Annotated in this window: 17 protein-coding genes; all 17 read left to right on the top strand. The window is 48.7% G+C overall.

Going from position 1 to position 15,937, the window contains the following annotated elements:
• Window positions 1–16: 16 nt before the first annotated feature.
• The 17 genes from fliN (at window position 17) to BV405_RS10510 (ending at window position 15,921) form a co-directional block, all read left to right on the top strand.
• Window positions 17–547: a flagellar motor switch protein FliN gene (gene fliN, locus BV405_RS10590; RefSeq protein WP_086480815.1), complete on the top strand. Its 531-nt coding sequence runs from the start codon at window positions 17–19 to the stop codon at window positions 545–547.
• Complete coding sequence (gene fliO / locus BV405_RS10585) at window positions 547–1,050, top strand: flagellar biosynthetic protein FliO (protein ID WP_086480814.1); 504 nt, start codon at window positions 547–549, stop codon at window positions 1,048–1,050. Before fliN ends, fliO begins: the two co-directional genes overlap by 1 nt.
• Entirely contained in the window at window positions 1,050–1,793 is a 744-nt protein-coding gene (gene fliP / locus BV405_RS10580) for a flagellar type III secretion system pore protein FliP (protein WP_086480813.1), read from the top strand. The genes fliO and fliP overlap by 1 nt, the downstream gene beginning before the upstream one ends.
• Before the next feature lie 2 nt (window positions 1,794–1,795).
• Window positions 1,796–2,065 carry a flagellar biosynthesis protein FliQ gene (gene fliQ / locus BV405_RS10575; RefSeq protein WP_086480812.1) on the top strand — a complete coding sequence of 90 codons (270 nt, stop codon included), beginning with the start codon at window positions 1,796–1,798 and terminating at the stop codon, window positions 2,063–2,065.
• Between the two features lie 4 nt (window positions 2,066–2,069).
• Window positions 2,070–2,855, top strand: coding sequence for a flagellar biosynthetic protein FliR (gene fliR / locus BV405_RS10570; RefSeq protein WP_086480811.1), 786 nt, complete (start codon window positions 2,070–2,072; stop codon window positions 2,853–2,855).
• Complete coding sequence (gene flhB, locus BV405_RS10565; protein WP_086480810.1) at window positions 2,855–3,991, top strand: flagellar biosynthesis protein FlhB; 1,137 nt, start codon at window positions 2,855–2,857, stop codon at window positions 3,989–3,991. The genes fliR and flhB overlap by 1 nt, the downstream gene beginning before the upstream one ends.
• A gap of 98 nt (window positions 3,992–4,089) precedes the next feature.
• Complete coding sequence (gene flhA, locus BV405_RS10560) at window positions 4,090–6,207, top strand: flagellar biosynthesis protein FlhA (RefSeq protein WP_086480809.1); 2,118 nt, start codon at window positions 4,090–4,092, stop codon at window positions 6,205–6,207.
• Window positions 6,208–6,271: 64 nt separating this feature from the next.
• Window positions 6,272–7,540, top strand: coding sequence for a flagellar biosynthesis GTPase FlhF (flhF, locus tag BV405_RS10555; protein ID WP_086480808.1), 1,269 nt, complete (start codon window positions 6,272–6,274; stop codon window positions 7,538–7,540).
• 19 nt (window positions 7,541–7,559) lie between these two features.
• On the top strand, window positions 7,560–8,288 hold the full coding sequence (locus BV405_RS10550; protein WP_245832293.1) for an RNA polymerase sigma factor FliA: 729 nt from the start codon (window positions 7,560–7,562) through the stop codon (window positions 8,286–8,288).
• An 86-nt stretch (window positions 8,289–8,374) separates the two neighbouring features.
• On the top strand, window positions 8,375–8,752 hold the full coding sequence (locus tag BV405_RS10545) for a chemotaxis response regulator CheY (RefSeq protein WP_202931181.1): 378 nt from the start codon (window positions 8,375–8,377) through the stop codon (window positions 8,750–8,752).
• A gap of 57 nt (window positions 8,753–8,809) precedes the next feature.
• On the top strand, window positions 8,810–9,598 hold the full coding sequence (locus BV405_RS10540) for a protein phosphatase CheZ (RefSeq protein WP_086480807.1): 789 nt from the start codon (window positions 8,810–8,812) through the stop codon (window positions 9,596–9,598).
• A 12-nt stretch (window positions 9,599–9,610) separates the two neighbouring features.
• On the top strand, window positions 9,611–11,791 hold the full coding sequence (locus BV405_RS10535) for a chemotaxis protein CheA (protein ID WP_086480806.1): 2,181 nt from the start codon (window positions 9,611–9,613) through the stop codon (window positions 11,789–11,791).
• 17 nt (window positions 11,792–11,808) lie between these two features.
• On the top strand, window positions 11,809–12,945 hold the full coding sequence (locus BV405_RS10530) for a protein-glutamate methylesterase/protein-glutamine glutaminase (RefSeq protein ID WP_086480805.1): 1,137 nt from the start codon (window positions 11,809–11,811) through the stop codon (window positions 12,943–12,945).
• A gap of 51 nt (window positions 12,946–12,996) precedes the next feature.
• Complete coding sequence (locus BV405_RS10525) at window positions 12,997–13,797, top strand: ParA family protein (protein ID WP_086480804.1); 801 nt, start codon at window positions 12,997–12,999, stop codon at window positions 13,795–13,797.
• 1 nt (window position 13,798) lies between these two features.
• Complete coding sequence (locus BV405_RS10520) at window positions 13,799–14,899, top strand: chemotaxis protein CheW (protein WP_086480803.1); 1,101 nt, start codon at window positions 13,799–13,801, stop codon at window positions 14,897–14,899.
• A gap of 74 nt (window positions 14,900–14,973) precedes the next feature.
• Window positions 14,974–15,465 (top strand): chemotaxis protein CheW, encoded by a 492-nt coding sequence (locus BV405_RS10515; protein ID WP_086480802.1) that lies wholly within the window; start codon window positions 14,974–14,976, stop codon window positions 15,463–15,465.
• Between the two features lie 21 nt (window positions 15,466–15,486).
• Entirely contained in the window at window positions 15,487–15,921 is a 435-nt protein-coding gene (locus tag BV405_RS10510) for a DUF2802 domain-containing protein (protein WP_086480801.1), read from the top strand.
• Window positions 15,922–15,937: the final 16 nt, after the last annotated feature.

The raw sequence follows: 15,937 nt of genomic DNA, 5'->3' as shown, positions 1-15,937 counted from the left end.
GGACTGGCGGTGAGTTATGAGTGACGAAAATAATGAACTGAACCCGGAAGAGATGGGTGACGATTGGGCTGCGGCAATGGATGAACAGACTGGTGCTGAGTCTTCTGATGATGATTGGGCTGCGGCAATGGAAGAGCAGGGTGCTTCTGAAGATTCCGGTGAAGATGAGTGGGCGGCTGCTTTGTCAGAGCAGGAGTCTGCTGATGATGGCCTTTCGGAAGATGATATTGAAACCGCTCCGCTTGAATATCTAGAAGATGACAGTGTAGCTAGTATGGATGATGATAATCCTAATCTGGATGTCATTATGGATATTCCGGTTACGATTGCTATGGAAGTTGGCAGTACCGAGATTGCGATTCGTAACCTGCTTCAGCTGAACCAAGGTTCTGTGATTGAGCTGGATCGTCTGGCGGGTGAGCCTCTGGATGTTAAGGTTAACGGTACTCTAATCGCTCACGGCGAGGTTGTGATGGTGAATGAAAAGTTCGGTATCCGTCTGACCGACGTTGTCAGTCCGTCTGAGCGTATTCGCAAGTTGCGTTAATGGATTCTGTTTTGCTAAATCTGAAAAGAGATGCCCGCATTATGTGGTCTCGGTCAGTGCAAACTCTGATCTTTCTTTCAGGATTCGGATTGAGCTCGCAATTGCGGGCTCAAACTGTTTCTGATGCCTCGGAAAAAAACGTCTCAGCTTTTGCCTCTGGAAACCCTGCAGCAGGGATTGAAGATGTTGCCTTTTCCCTTGCGATTGTCCTTGTGCTTATTTTTGCGTTAGCTTGGTTGGTGAAGCGTTTTGCTCCAGGTGCTGGACGTGTTGGCGCAAAGCATATGCAGGTTCTGTCGACACTGACTCTTGGCAGTAAAGAGCGGTTAATGTTGGTTGATGTGGCGGGCACTCAGATGGTTCTGGGAGTGTCAGGGGAAGGAGTGGCCTGCCTGCATGTATTTGCAGAACCCGTTGTCAATCTTACAGACAAAAATGCTCCTTCAGATAATAGTTTTGGCAAAATATTGCAGGGTTTTACAGCGAATAGGGAAAAGAGTTGATGCTGCGTTATCTATTGCTTTTTGTATTGGGTATTACGGCGAGTAGTGGTGCCTATGCGGAGCCTGGCATTCCTGCTTTGACACTGGTTACGGGTGAGGACGGCTCACAAAGTTATACCGTAACGATTCAAATTCTGGCTATCATGACGGCGCTGACCTTTATACCGGCAGCCCTGATTATGATGACCTCTTTTACCCGCATTATCATTGTCTTTGCTATTCTTCGTCAGGCGATTGGTCTTCAGCAATCGCCTTCCAATCAGATCATGATAGGTTTGGCCTTATTTCTTACCTTCTTCATCATGACACCTGTTTGGGAGGATATAAATGTTAATGCTCTGCAGCCTTATCTGTCGGAAGAAGTCACAGCGCTTGAAGCAGTTCAGTTGGCCAGAAAGCCAGTGACTGAATTCATGCTGGCTCAGACACGGGAGGATCACGTCGACCTATTTGCCCGTATCGCGGGTTACGACATTATTAAGTCAGCTGACGATATCCCATTCAGTGTCCTTGTTCCGGCTTTTATGACCAGTGAGCTGAAAACAGCGTTTCAGATAGGCTTCATCGTTTTTATCCCTTTTCTTGTGATCGACTTGGTGATTGCCAGTATTCTGATGGCAATGGGTATGATGATGTTGTCCCCTATCATTATCTCTCTGCCGTTTAAGATTATGCTCTTTGTGTTGATTGATGGCTGGGCATTGGTCATGGGCACTCTGGCATCGAGTTTTGGAGCGGGTTAGCGATGACACCTTCCGTAGTAGTCGATATTCTTCGAGAGGCGATGTTTCTGATTATGATCATCGTTGCTGTGATGGTTGTGCCGAGTTTGTTGGTCGGTCTGGTAATTAGTGTATTTCAGGCGGCTACCCAGATTAACGAGCAGACCTTGAGCTTCCTTCCTCGTCTGTTTGCGACCCTGCTGGCCATTGTGATTGCCGGTCCCTGGATGGTGCGTTCGTTGACAGAGTTTGCAACTCGTCTTTATTCCAATATCCCCTTTCTTATAGGCTGATAACATGCCATCTCAGATCACGGATGCCATGATTATTCAGTGGGTTGGGGGATTTCTCTGGCCATTTTTTCGCGTTGCGGGTTTTTTTATGGCGGTCCCTCTGTTGGGATCCCAGACGCTTCCAGCCAATATTCGCCTGTTGCTTGCTCTGGTTGTGACGTTGGCAATACTCCCTATGGTGCCGGATGTTCCACAGATAGATCTGATTTCACTTGAGGCATTTCTGGTGATTGCTCAGCAGGTGCTTGTTGGTGTGGCTTTTGGCTTCGTTGTTCAGATTATCTATCAGGTATTTGCTCTTGCGGGGCAGATGTATGCGATGCAGGCGGGTCTTGGCTTCGCCTCTATGGCTGATCCCGCCAATGGTGTGAATACCACGGTGATGGCTCAGTTTCTGGTGATCGGCGCGAATCTCTTGTTTGTTACCATGAACGGCCACCTTGCACTGATTCAGATCCTGGCGGATAGCTTCAGGATGATACCTATTGGTTTTTCCGGTATCGATCGTGAGTTTTTCTGGGAGCTGGTGAATCTGGGGGGGTGGATGTTTGCGGCGGCCTTTCTGATTGTAATTCCTGGTATCACGGCGCTTCTGATGGTTCAGGCGGGGCTGGGTATTGTGACCCGTGCAGCCCCTCAGTTGAACATCTTCTCTCTGGGTTTTCCTTTTATGATGACGTTCAGTCTATTGATTGCCTGGATTGGATTGACGACACTGACACCTCATTTTGAGCACGTTTTTGAATTTGGATTATCGTTTCTTAACGACTGGATAGAGTCGAGGGCCTGATGGCGAAAGAGAACGAAGACGGGCAGGAAAAGACCGAAGACCCCACCCCCAAACGAATTCAGGAGGCGCGCGAGAAGGGCGATGTTCCCCGATCGAAAGACCTGAATACGATGTTGCTGACCCTTGTGGCAGCGGCTGCTCTTTTGACCCTGGGGCCTATTATTGCGGAAGCCCTGATGGAGGTTTTTCGCTATAACTTCTCAATATCCCGCGGCGATCTGTTTGATACTCAGGGAATGTTCCGTCATTTGACACATTCAGTTAAAGAAAGCCTGACGGGAATGCTGCCAACCATGGCGGTTCTGGTGTTGGCAACGTTAATCGCGCCCATATCTCTGGGTGGCTGGAACTTCAGCACACAAGCGTTGGCACCTAAGTTCAGTCGTTTGAATCCTATCGAAGGTATTAAGCGGCTTTTCTCCATGAATTCATTGGTTGAGCTGCTGAAGTCCATTGCCAAGGTGGCGGTTGTTGGTGTGTCAGCAGTTCTAGTCTTTCTGGCCTATCGCATGGAATTGCCCTATCTGGCCTGGATGGCACCGGAGCTGGCTTTCGGGCGCATGGTTGAAATTCTCGCCTGGGTCGCTATCTGGATCAGTTCTTCACTTATTCTGATTGTTCTTATTGACGTTCCGTTTCAGCTCCATCAATACAATGAAAAGATGAAGATGACGCTGCAGGAAGTAAAAGATGAGATGAAAAATACGGAAGGTAAGCCAGAGGTTAAAGGTCGTATCCGTCAGTTGCAGCGTGAGATGGCGAATCGTCGGATGATGGCGGATGTTCCGAAAGCTGATGTGATTATTACCAACCCGACCCACTACGCGGTCGCGCTGAAGTATGATGAGAGTGGTGTCTTGGGCGCGCCTGAGCTGCTGGCCAAGGGGGGGGATGAGCTTGCGATGAAGATCCGTGAAATCGCAGAAGCTAACGATATTCCTGTTCTTCAGATTCCTCCCTTGTCCCGGGCGATCTATTACAGTACCGAAATTGGAGACATTATTCCCGAAGGGCTTTATATGGCCGTAGCGCAAGTACTGGCTTATGTTTATCAGCTGAAACAGTCGAAGAGCGGTAAGGCAAGTCATCCAGGGAAAACCCCATCTCCTGAAATCCCCTCTGAGTACAAAAAGTAAAGAAATTTAAGCAGTTGCTTAACGCTTTGCCTGTTATAGTATTGTTGGTAGCATAGCCAAAATTTTATTTTTTTGAATGCCAGCAAACAAGGGCAATGATGGAACGTACTCAAATAATAGACAGGTTAAAAAGCTTGCCGTTAACAGGATTGGGGATTCCTGTTCTTATCCTTGTTTTGCTGGGGATGATGACGCTTCCAGTGCCTGTATTGCTGCTGGATATGCTCTTCACTTTCAATATCGCCCTGTCGATCATTATTCTTCTGGTGGCTGTGTACTCTTTGCGGCCTCTGGACTTTGCTGTTTTTCCTACCATCCTGCTTGTTGCAACACTTCTGAGGCTTGCGTTAAACGTTGCGTCGACCCGTATCGTATTGCTTAACGGTCATGAAGGTGGCGACGCTGCCGGTAAGGTGATTGAAGCCTTTGGTGCCGTGTTGATTGGCGGTAATTATGTTGTCGGTCTCGTGGTATTCCTGATCCTTATGATTATCAACTTTGTGGTAATTACTAAGGGTGCGGGCCGTATTTCCGAAGTAAGCGCTCGTTTTACCCTTGATGCAATGCCGGGTAAGCAGATGGCAATTGATGCTGATCTTAATGCTGGCCTTATCAATCAGGAAGAGGCAAAGCAGCGTCGTGCGGATGTGGCTAATGAAGCTGACTTCTACGGTGCAATGGATGGTGCCAGTAAATTTGTTCGTGGTGATGCCGTTGCCGGTATTCTGATTCTTGTAATTAACGTAATTGGCGGTCTTGGCATTGGTATCATGCAGCATGACCTTGAGTTTGCCGATGCGTTAGAAAAATATGTGCTGTTAACCATCGGTGATGGTCTGGTAGCGCAGATCCCTTCCCTGTTGCTTTCTGTTGCAGCGGCTATCATGGTTACCCGTGTGAACAGTGACCAGAGTATTGGTCAGCAGGTTGGGGGGCAGATGTTTGCCACTCCACAGGCGCTTACCATTACCGCTGTTATCTTGGCTCTGATGGGTATTATCCCTGGTATGCCGCATCTTGCGTTCCTGGGCCTGGCGGCTGTTGCTGGTTTGGGAGCCTATGCCATCAAATACTACACTGAGAAAAAAGCAGCTCAGGAGATTGCTCAGAAGCAAAAAGCTCCGGATATGCCCCTGCCTGATGAGTCCGCTGTGAATCAGAAAGAGCTGGGCTGGAGCGATGTACCTATGATCGACCTTTTAGGTCTCGAAGTAGGTTATCGTCTTATCCCGCTGGTAGATAAAAACCAGGGTGGTCAGCTGCTTGGGCGGATTAAAGGTATTCGAAAGAAGCTGTCTCAGGAGTTGGGTTTTCTCGTTCCTTCGGTTCATATCCGGGATAACCTTGAATTATCCCCTACGATCTATCGAATCCTTCTGAAGGGCGTTGTAGTAGCGGAAGCTGAGGTTTATCCGGACCGTGAAATGGCGATTAACCCCGGACAGGTATTTGGTGAGATCTCGGGTATTGAAGGCAAAGACCCTGCTTTCGGTCTTGATGCGGTATGGGTTGAGGCTCAGGATCGAGATGAAGCACAGGCTCTTGGTTACACAGTGGTTGATTCCAGTACTGTTATTGCTACCCAGCTGAACCAGATTATGCAGAATTATGCTCACGAATTGATCGGGCATGATGATATCCAGCATCTGATGGATGCGCTTTCCAGTCACTCGCCGAAACTGGCGGAGCAGTTGGTCCCGGATTGCGTCAGTCTGAATCAGCTGCTGAAGATTATTCAGAGTTTGCTGCAGGAAAGTGTTTCTATCCGGGATTTTCGTACCATTGCGCAATCGCTAATTGAAACCGCGCAGTCGACCCGTGATATTGGTCAAATGACCTCTGCGGTTCGGGTTGCACTGTCGCGCTCTATTGTTCAGTCCATTTGCGGGCCGGGTACAGATCTTCCGGTTATTACCCTTGAGCCTCAGCTGGAACAGATCTTGCTACAATCAGTTCAGCAGGCAGCGCAGTCCAATGTGGAAGATAATTTGATTCTCGAACCTGCAATGGCTGAACGACTCCAGCAATCACTGGCTGAAGTTTCCCAGCAGCAGGAGATGATGGGTAATCCTGCTGTATTGGTTGTTGCGGCACCGATACGGCAAGTTCTTGCCAGATTTGTTCGTTACAGTGCCCAGTCTGTTCATGTGCTTTCCTATCAGGAAATTCCTGATAATAAACAGATAACTATTGTGGCTACTGTAGGACAACAATAAACTTATATTTTATGTGGTTAGGCTTTCACCATGGCTGCCGGAATAACGAAGGATATGGGTATTTATGAAAGTTAAACGTTTCTTTGCTCCTGATATGCGTCAAGCCATGAAGCTGGTACGGGATGAATTTGGCTCTGACGCTGCTATTTTGTCCAATAACAAAGTAGCCGGCGGCGTTGAAATTGTGACCGCAGTGGATTACGACGCCAGTATTCTTCGTGAACCGAGTGAGCGTATTGATCCGGAAAACAGTGATGCGCTTACGGACTCTTTGGCAGATGCACTGGCGAAAGCTAAAGATGTTATTGAAAGTGCCGGTAACGAGCAGAAGTCTGATCGTCTGGAAAATGCTTTTCAGGTCAAGGCTAAAGAGCGTCAATTTGATCAGGCTGAAGCTATGATGGATACCCTTGAGTCTAGATCCCGGCGTCAAAGTCCAGAAGATGCTGCAATCCGAGCCATGCAATCTGAGATTCAGGGATTAAGAGAGCTGCTTCGCGAGCAAATGAAGGAGACAATGTCCGAGCGTAAGCCTGTCGAGGCGATGCTTTATAAGCGTCTGCGCCGTATGGGGCTCTCCGAACATTTTTCGGCCCGGATTATTGAAAGTATCTCTCTTGCTGATGATGCAGAGTTCTCTTCGGCATGGGAAAAAGCGGTAGAGCAGATTCGTACAGGTGTGCTGACTACTGGCTCTGATGTTGTTGATCAGGGCGGGATTGTTGCTTTGATGGGCCCTACCGGTGTTGGTAAGACCACTACGATTGGTAAATTGGCAGCCCGCTATGTCCTGAAATATGGTCCGGATAGTCTGGCGCTGGTGACGACAGATTGTTACCGGGTTGCTGCTTATGAGCAGTTGAGAACCTTTGGACGTATTCTGGGGATCCCTGTTCGGGTGGTTGATGAAAAGAACACTCTGGATGCGACCCTTAAATCCCTTAAGAGTAAAGCGCTGGTTCTGATTGATACAGCTGGCTTGAGCGTTCAGGATCCGAATATGAAAGAGCAGTTTGCTCTGCTCGAAACCGCATCAGTGCGAATCCGTAAGTATCTGGTTCTAAGTGCAACCAGTCAGCAGCAGGTATTGCAGTCAACATACGATACCTATCGCAGTCATGGTCTAAATGGTTGTGTAGTGACTAAGCTTGATGAAGCCAGTAGTGCCGGCGAAGTGGTTAGTCTTGTGGCGGATAATCGTTTACCGCTGGCTTATCTCTCCAGTGGACAGAAGATTCCTGATGATCTGAGAACCGGGGATTCAGGTGTTCTGGTCAGCAAAGCGCTAGAGTTGCTGGAGAAAAACGAAACCAATCAAACTCCGGAACGATAGAGACAGGAGGTCGCTATCTATGGCTCTGGTAATGAGTGCAGGTATGTATTATTCCGGCAAGACAGTATCGAGCGATCTGGTTGACAGGCACGCCCCTCTGGTAAAGAAGGTTGCACAGCATCTGTTGGGGCGTCTTCCTCAGACGGTTATGCTGGATGATCTTGTGCAGGCAGGCATGATAGGTTTGATCGAAGCATCGCAGAAGTTTGATGGCTCGAAAGGTGCCAGTTTCGAGACTTATGCTTCGATCCGTATTCGCGGTGCCATGCTTGATGAAGTTCGTCGTTATGACTGGGCGCCGCGGTCCGTGCACAGAAACAGTCGTCGTGTTTCCGAGGCGATTAAGCAGGTTGAGAGCAGAACCGGGCGTGATGCCCGTGATAGTGAGATTGCTGCTGAGATGGGAGTTTCGGTAGAAGAGTACAATCACTATGTGCAGGATACTGCGGGCACCAAGCTTTTCAGTTTTGATGAGATAACCGGTAACGAAGATAACAGCTTTGAAGTGGCTGATGAGGATTCAACGGATCCCGACGAAGCTGTAGAAGGCAATGCATTTCAGAAGGCTTTGGCTGATGCCATCGCTGGGCTTCCGGAAAGGGAGCAAATGGTTTTGGCGCTGTATTACACAGAGGGACTGAACCTGAAAGAAATCGGTTCAGTGTTGAATGTAAGCGAGTCAAGAGTCAGTCAGATACACAGTCAGGCCGCACTTAGGCTGAGATCTCGTTTATCTGAATGGAAGTAATCACATTATATATATTTGATAAATGAATAATTGTAGTATTCTAGTAGTGGCAAATTGGGTAAGTGGAGGTTGCCTTGGATAAGAATATGAAGATTCTCATTGTGGATGATTTTTCCACCATGAGACGGATTGTCAAAAACCTGCTTCGTGACTTGGGTTTTACCAATACACATGAGGCTGATGATGGTCTGACCGCTATTCCTCTGTTGGAAACGGGCAACTTTGATTTTCTGGTTACGGACTGGAACATGCCGGGTATGACAGGTTTTGACCTGCTCAAAACCTGTCGTGCCGATCCTAAGCTGAAAGATCTGCCTATTCTGATGGTTACAGCAGAAGCTAAACGTGAGCAGATTGTTGCGGCAGCTCAGGCTGGTGTTAATGGTTATATTGTTAAGCCTTTCACTGCTGCTGTGCTCAAGGAAAAAATCGAGAAGATTTTTGAGCGCATTGAACAACAGTAATCTGCTGTTGGGAATTTTGGCCGGAAAAGACATTCATTAAGATAAAGGTTTCAGGTTATGGCTCTGAAAAGCCCAGGTGAACAGCAAACAAGTGAGTTCGAACAGATACTCAAAGAAAGTACCTCAGAACTGCTGGAAAAGGTTGAAAGTGGCAAGTTAGGCGATGCCGTAAACCTGATTCAGCGGATTAATGATGAGCGAAACCGCAATCTGTACCTGGAAGTGGGTCGTCTGACCCGTGCTTTGCATGACGCTATTACCAATTTCCATATTGATGTTGGTGCCGGTAATCCTGCCTCGGAAGAGATGTCGCAAATGGCCAATGCGACGGACCGTCTGAACTACGTCATCAAGATGACACAGGATGCCGCCAACCAAACCATGGACAAGGTTGATGAGAGCGCCCCTGTTGCGGAGCGTTTGCGAGAGCAGGCGACTTCGTTGCGTCAGGACTGGGCGCGTCTTGTTCGCCGGGAAATGAAGCCGGATGAGTTCCGGGATCTTTATCGTAAAATTGATGATTTTCTGAAAGAGACCGAAGATCAGGCCGGTACTCTCACCAGCAACTTTAATGACATCCTTCTTGCTCAGGGATATCAGGATCTGACCGGTCAGGTGCTTATTAAAGTGATCACTCTTGTTCAGGAAATTGAAGAAAACCTTGTGAATCTGGTATGCATGGCCGGACAGGTCGACCAGATCACAGGTATTCAGCACGACACCAGTGATCGGATCGCTGAGGAAGCTCATGCTCCTGAAGGCCCGATTGTTAATGCAGAACAACGGAAAGATGTTGTTTCCGGGCAGGATGAAGTTGACGACCTGCTGTCGAGTCTCGGCTTTTAAGGAGAAGTATGGATGAGCTTTGAAGTCGATCAGGATATTTTGCAGGACTTCTTAATTGAAGCAGGTGAGATCCTTGAATTACTGTCTGAGCAGTTAGTCGATCTGGAGCAATCTCCGGATGACCCTGATCTCCTGAATGCTATTTTCCGAGGCTTTCACACTGTAAAAGGTGGTGCGGGTTTCCTCCAGCTCACACCCCTAGTGGACTGCTGCCACGTTGCAGAGAACGTGTTCGATACGTTGCGTAAACATCAACGTTCCGTAACGCCTGAATTAATGGATACCGTGCTGAGCGCACTGGATACCGTTAATGAAATGTTTGAAGAGGTACGCGCCGGTCAAATGCCGGACAGTGCGGATCCTTCACTGATCAGTCAGCTTGAATTTTTTGCCCAGCCAGAATCTGAGGCTGGTGCGGCTCCTGCTCCAGCGGAAGCTCCTGTTGCTGAGATAGCCCCTGAGCCTGTAGTTGAGACTCCTGCTGCACCGGTTGAACCACCCGCTTCTGCGGTTCAGGATGCGGAAGGCGACATTACCGATGCGGAGTTTGAGTCGCTGTTGGATGCTCTGCATGACGGTGGGGCACCAACTGCAGCCCCTGCTGCTTCAGATTCGTCCACTGAAATGTTTATTGAAAGCGATCCGGTAGCTGATGCCGCATCTGGAAGCGATGAGATTACAGAGGAAGAGTTTGAAGCTCTCCTTGATCAGCTTCATGGTTCAGGCAAGCCGCCAGCGCCTGCTGCTCCGGCGCCAGAAAGCGCCCCTAAGCAGGCTGCTCCAGCAAGCTCAGGTGGCGATGACCTGATCACAGATGACGAGTTTGAAGCTCTTCTTGATGAGTTGCATGGCAAAGGTGGTGCACCTGTTAGTCCTGCAGCGGCAGCTCCTGCTGCCCCGGCTCCTAAAGCAGAACCTGCCCCAGCTGCGCCGAAACCAGCAGCAGCAGCCAAGGCTGCAGTACCTGCGGCACCAGCTGCAGAAAAGAAGGTCGCTCCAAAGAAAGAGACTGCCCCAGCTGCGGAAACAACGGTTCGTGTTGATACCAGTCGTCTGGATGACATTATGAACATGGTTGGCGAGCTGGTTTTGGTTCGTAACCGTCTGGTTCGTCTTGGTGGTCAGAGTTCTGATTCTGAAATTGCTAAAGCGGTTTCCAATCTTGATGTGGTAACAGCGGATCTTCAAACCTCGGTCATGAAGACCCGGATGCAGCCGATCAAAAAAGTATTTGGCCGCTTCCCACGGGTGGTGCGCGATCTGTCCCGTAAGCTGAAGAAAGAGATCAACCTTCGCCTGATTGGTGAAGAGACCGACTTGGATAAAAACCTGGTTGAGGCCCTTGCGGATCCTCTGATTCACTTGGTGCGTAACGCCGTTGACCATGGTATCGAAAGTCCAGAAGTGCGTGAACAGAAAGGCAAGCCACGTGTTGGTGAAGTGATTCTGTCCGCAGAGCAGGAAGGTGACCATATCCTTCTGACTATCAGTGATGATGGTGCCGGCATGAACCCTCAGGTACTGCGAAATAAAGCAGTCGAAAAAGGTCAGCTAGATCAGGATGCGGCTGATCGTCTGACGGATCAGGAGGCCTTTAACCTGATTTTTGCTGCGGGTCTTTCAACCAAAGAAGAGATCTCAGATGTTTCCGGCCGTGGTGTCGGTATGGATGTTGTGAAAACAAAAATCTCACAACTGAACGGTACTATTAATGTCTGGTCGGAAGAGGGCAAAGGCTCCAAGATTATTATTAAGGTACCTCTGACGCTGGCGATTATGCCTACTCTGATGGTAATGCTGGGGCAGCAAACCTTTGCCTTGCCACTGGTTAACGTGAATGAAATTTTCCAGCTGGATATTTCCCGTGCCAACATTGTAGATGGTCAGGAAGTTCTGGTGATTCGCGAGAAAACTTTGCCACTGTTCTATCTGAAAGAGTGGTTAATTCAGGGCTCTGATGTCAGTCGTGAACTGAAAAACGCTCATGTTGTTGTGGTTTCAGTCGGTACCCAGAAAGTTGGTTTTGTTGTCGATCAGCTTATTGGTCAGGAAGAGGTTGTGATTAAGCCGCTGGGCGAGATGCTGCATGGCACTCCAGGTATGGCGGGCGCGACCATTACCGGTGACGGACGAATTGCTCTGATTCTTGATATTCCGGGCATGCTGAAACATTACGCCAGAAGTTCACGCTAGGGTTTTAAGGACCTGATATGCCAATTACGGTTTTAGTTGTCGATGATTCTGGTTTTTTCCGTCGTCGGGTCTGTGAGTTATTAAGTACTGATCCTCGTATTAAACCGATCGGTACAGCCAGCAATGGTCGTGAGGCTGTTGAAAAAGCGATTGAGCTTAAGCCTGATGTGATCACGATGGATTACGAGATGCCTGTGCTTGATGGCATCTCGGCTGTTCGGGAAATTATGCAGAAAGCACCAGTACCTGTGCTGATGTTTTCATCACTGACTCATGAAGGTGCCCGTGTCACTCTGGGGGCTTTGGAGGCAGGTGCGGTCGACTATCTTCCAAAGAATTTTGAAGATATTTCCCGACGTCCTGATGAGTTAGCAAAAGCACTTTGTGAGAAGGTTATTGAAGTATCTCGCAGTCGCCGCGGTGCATTGGCATCTGCCAGTCGTCCTGCTGCAAGAAGTGTCGAGCCTCGCAGACCTCTTACCAGTCGCCCGACACGCTCTGTAACTTCGCCTTCAGCTGTTGGTTTAAAGGCCGATACTGTTGCTAAACCTGTTGTTGCTTCTAAGCCAAGTAAACCACAACCGCGTCATTTTGATCTGGTTGCAATAGGTACTTCTACTGGTGGCCCAATGGCACTTCAGACGGTGCTGACCCAATTGCCTGAGAACTTTCCTGCACCTTTGCTTCTTGTGCAACACATGCCTGCTGCGTTTACAGCGGCCTTCGCTGAGCGTCTGAACAGTCTTTGCAAAATTCAGGTTAAAGAAGCTCAGGATGGTGATCTGCTTAAGCCGGGGCTTGCGCTTTTGGCTCCAGGTGGTAAGCAGATGGTTGTGGATAAGCGTGGTAACTGTGTTCGGATTTTGCCGGGTGATGAGCGTCTGAACTATAAGCCTTGTGTCGACGTAACTTTTGGTTCTGCGGCTAATGCCATCAAAGGCAAAATACTTGGCGTGATTATGACTGGTATGGGTGCTGATGGCCGTGACGGTTGCCGTATGCTGAAAGAGCACGGCGCGACAATCTGGTCTCAGGATGAAGATAGCTCGGTTATTTACGGGATGCCGATGGCTGTCGCAAAAGCCGGTTTATCTGATGAAGTGCTTAACCTGAACGACATCGGTTACCGACTGTCGACAGATGTATCCCGTTAAAATTCAAAATAACGATAAAGCAATAATAACTGGCAAATAAGGGACACTTACATGCATGTTTGGGCAGTTGCCAATCAGAAAGGTGGCGTTGGTAAGACGACATCAACCGTAACCCTTGGTGGCCTTTTGGCTGATCAGGGGCATCAGGTGCTGCTGCTTGATCTGGACCCGCATGGGTCTCTGACCAGTTATTTCAAATATGACCCTGATGGGCTGCAAAAGAGTGCTTATGACCTTTTCCAGCAGGGTAAGAATATTCCTAAAGATCTGCCAGAGAGTCTGTTGATGGACACTGGTCATGATCGCCTGAAACTGATTCCGGCTTCTACAGCGCTGGCAACTCTGGAACGCCAGGTAAGCGCACAGGGTGGCATGGGGTTAGTGATTTCTCGGGCTTTAGCTCTGCTTTGGAATCGTTTTGACTACGTTTTGATCGACAGCCCTCCTGTATTGGGCCTGCTGATGATTAACGCGTTGGCTTCTGCTCAGCACCTGATTATTCCGGTACAAACTGAGTTTCTGGCGATTAAAGGTCTTGAGCGGATGATGCGGACCCTGAATATGGTGACCCGTGCCCGCAAAAATGAATTACCTTATACGGTAGTGCCTACACTTTATGATCGCCGGACTCAGGCTTCAGTGCAGAGTTTGCGACTATTGAGAAATACCTATCCTGAGAACATCTGGAACTCCATGATTCCTGTCGACACCAAGTTCAGGGATGCCAGTATGGCAGGAATGCCGCCTTCAATGTTGGATTCACAGAGTCGTGGTGTACATGCTTACAATGTGTTGCTAAAACACCTGTTAGAGAAGCAAACTGATCACAGACAAAAACCGGGGGCGCAGTAGAATGGCTCACGATTCTCAGGACTTTACATCACCTCAGGAAGCGATCGAAGGCTATCTTGAGGCTTTGTTGCAGGATGTCGCTGAATACGACGAACCTGAGGTAACTGTTGAGGAAGCATCAACAGACCCTGCTCCTCGGCAGACCGAGGCTGTTAAGGTTGCTCAACAGCCCGTTGATAGTCCTGAATCTGCTCTTGATGCTAAGGCTGAAGCAGAGATGTCCTTCCCGGAAGATGAAGGCACTCGTGTTTTTGCACCACCTTCGGCTCGTGAATACGCCCGGGAAGCCGCAGCACAGATTCGTCAGCGTCAGCAAGCTGTTGAGGCTGAGCAGCCCAAGGTAGATGTCGCCTATCAGGAAGCTCCGGCCGTTGTTATGCCGGAACTGAAGGTGGCAGAGCCTGAAGTAGAAGTTAAAACTGAAACAGTTGTCGAAGAGAAAATTGAAGTTCAGCCAGAAGTTGAGATTGCTGAACCTGAAATCCAGCAGGCTGAGCCAGAGGTTTCTGTTGCTGATCCTATTGCTGATATTCAGGCTGAAATCGAACAGGACAATCTGGTTGCTGAACAAACGGATACAGCACTTGAAGCCAAAGAGAATGAAGGCTGGACTAATGGTCGGCCGGACTGGGCACAGGGGCGTTTTGAGTGTCTGTTGTTTGTTGTAAAAGGTTTGAAATTGGCTGTTCCGCTGGCAGAGCTCGGCGGTATCCACAAGCTTGAAAAAGAGCCAACGCCATTGTTTGGCCAACCGGGGTGGTTTCTGGGTATTGTTCGTACCAACAACATGAATGTTGGTTTGGTAGATACCGCGCAATGGGTGATGTCTGAACATATTAATGATGATCATAAGCCGGACTTCCGCTTCGCTATCCGAATTCATAATAGTGAGTGGGGCCTTGCCTGTCATGAGGTCGCAGAAGCCATTTCTCTGGATCCTGATGAGGTGAAGTGGAGAACGTCACTGGGACGTCGTCCTTGGCTGGCCGGTACTGTTGTTGATCATATGTGCGCCCTGATTGATGTAGCGGCCTTTGCCCGCTTGCTGGATAGCGATAAAGTGCCTGTAGATTTACAGGCTCTGATGGCTGACGAAGAATAATTGGCCGGTCTACCGGTTATGAACAGAGCTTAGTTTTGACGAAGCAAAACTAACGATTTAGATGGAGCATTCGCATGGCAAATGTTGTTCAAGCTAAAAACGCAGCAGGTTCTGATGATCCGATTCTGCAGTATGTAACTTTCCGCCTGGCGGATGAAACTTACGGCATCAATGTGATGCAGGTTCAGGAAGTACTGCGTTATACCGAGATTGCACCGGTTCCGGGCGCTCCTTCCTACGTGCTGGGTATTATTAACCTGCGTGGTAATGTTGTAACCGTTATCGATACCCGTCAGCGTTTTGGTCTGATGACAGCTGATACGACCGATTCAACCCGTATCGTAATCATCGAAGTAGACCAGCAGGTTGTAGGTATTATGGTTGATTCGGTATCTGAAGTAGTTTATCTGCGTCAGTCTGAGATCGAAACCACGCCTAATGTGGGTAATGAAGAGAGCGCCAAGTTCATTCAGGGTGTTTGCAATAAGAACAACCAGCTACTTATTCTGGTTGAGCTTAACAAGCTGATGAGTGACGAGGAGTGGGCAGAAGTCGCAGCGCTTTAATCTGCGGCTTTTGAGTGTTTTATGCAGGATTCTTTGGCAAATCTCATTCTTTGGGCTGTTGCGATTATAGCCGTGCTGGTTGCAGTCTACGGCTTTATGCAGGTTCTGACTTTGCGTCGTCTGCTGGATCGTAATAAGCACGAGACTCAGATGCTGGTTCAGTCGCTTCGTAATGAAACTCACGCCATGGGCAGTGGCTCAATTGGTGTGGGACAGCGTCTGTTGGAAGTTGAGAAGAAGCTCAATCAAACTATGGAGCGTCAGGCTGATCTCGAGCAGAAAGATGTCGGTAGTCTTCCCTACAATTATGCGATTCGCTTAGTTGAGATGGGCGCCACATCTGATGACCTGGTTGAAAACTGTGGCCTTGCCCGTGTAGAGGCAGACTTGATTGCTTTGGTCCACACTGAGCTTAGAAATCGCCAGAGAGCTGATACTAGTCTGGAAAATTTCTGATTTTAGTTTCTTGCTG

The organism is Oceanospirillum sanctuarii, from assembly GCF_002150805.1.
Lineage (GTDB): Bacteria > Pseudomonadota > Gammaproteobacteria > Pseudomonadales > Halomonadaceae > Oceanospirillum > Oceanospirillum sanctuarii.
The sequence above is the reverse complement of the archived record's forward strand: the minus strand, read 5'-3'. Positions and strand labels throughout refer to the sequence as shown.